This is a genomic window from Pseudovibrio sp. Ad37 (assembly GCF_001623075.1).
Lineage (GTDB): Bacteria > Pseudomonadota > Alphaproteobacteria > Rhizobiales > Stappiaceae > Pseudovibrio.
Window position 1 is genome coordinate 1 of sequence record NZ_LMCF01000152.1, and the last position, 1,341, is coordinate 1,341.

Sequence of the window (1,341 nt, forward strand, 5' to 3'; positions counted from 1 at the left end):
CTCAGTGCGCCGATGGCAGCATCAGAGCCAAGACCTGCAATCACCAGAGCCTGTTCAGCAAGCAAAGTCCCGCTGTTGGTCAGATCACCGGCAAGCGTGAGGCTCAGGCCGTCCTTGGCCAGCAGCTCGCCGCTGTTTGCAACGCCAGCCTGACTGCTCAGGCTCACAGAACCTTCCGCAGAGCCGATCAGACCATCATTGGCAACAGAGGCAACCGCAGCCTCAATACTGGCCGCCCGAAGCTTGGCATCTTTTGTGTTGGTGAACGCACCTGTAGCGCCACCGGAAGTATTGGTTAGCGTCAGCGCACCTTCACTGGCAATGTCGCCGCTGTTGGTCACTTTGCCATCAACCTTGAGTGTGGCATCATTCTTGGCAACAAGACGGCCAGAGTTGATCAGATCACCAGAGTTGGTGAGTGTCAAAGCTCCGTTCACGGCTCCAATCAACCCGCCATTGTCCAGGGATGACACCCGTACTGTCACGGTAGACGCTTTGATCTCACCGCCAGCTTCATTCCTCAGTGCGTCAATGGCAGCATCAGAGCCAAGACCTGCAATCACCAGAGCCTGTTCAGCAAGCAACGTCCCGCTGTTGGTCAGATCACCGGCAAGCGTGAGGCTCAGGCCGTCCTTGGCCAGCAGCTCGCCGCTGTTTGCAACACCAGCCTGACTGCTCAGGCTCACAGAACCTTCTGCAGAGCCGATCAGACCATCATTGGCAACAGAGGCAACCGCAGCCTCAATACTGGCCGCCCGAAGCTTGGCATCTTTTGTATTGGTGAACGCACCGGTGGCAGCGCCAGAGGTATTGCTCAGCGTCAGCGCACCTTCACTGGCAATATCGCCGCTGTTGGTCACTTTGCCATCAACCTTGAGTGTGGCATCATTCTTGGCAACAAGACGGCCAGAGTTGATCAGATCACCAGAGTTGGTGAGTTTTAAAGTTCCGTTCACGGCGCCAATCAGGCCGCCATTGTCCAGGGATGACACCCGTGCTGTCACCGTAGACGCTTTGATCTCACCGCCAGCTGCATTGCTCAGTGCGCCGATGGCAGCATCAGAGCCAAGACCTGCAATCACCAGAGCCTGTTCAGCAAGCAACGTCCCGCTGTTGGTCAGATCACCGGCAAGCGTGAGGCTCAGGCCGTCCTTGGCCAGCAGCTCGCCGCTGTTTGCAACGCCAGCCTGACTGCTCAGGCTCACAGAACCTTCCGCAGAGCCGATCAGACCATCATTGGCAACAGAGGCAACCGCAGCCTCAATACTGGCCGCCCGAAGCTTGGCATCTTTTGTATTGGTGAACGCACCGGTGGCAGCGCCAGAGGTATTGCTCAGAGTC

1 pseudogene is annotated in these 1,341 nt (G+C 57.4%); it reads right to left on the reverse strand.

Annotated elements, in window-relative coordinates:
* Positions 1-1,341 (reverse strand): annotated as a pseudogene (locus PsAD37_RS19690) (hypothetical protein); the annotation flags it as partial.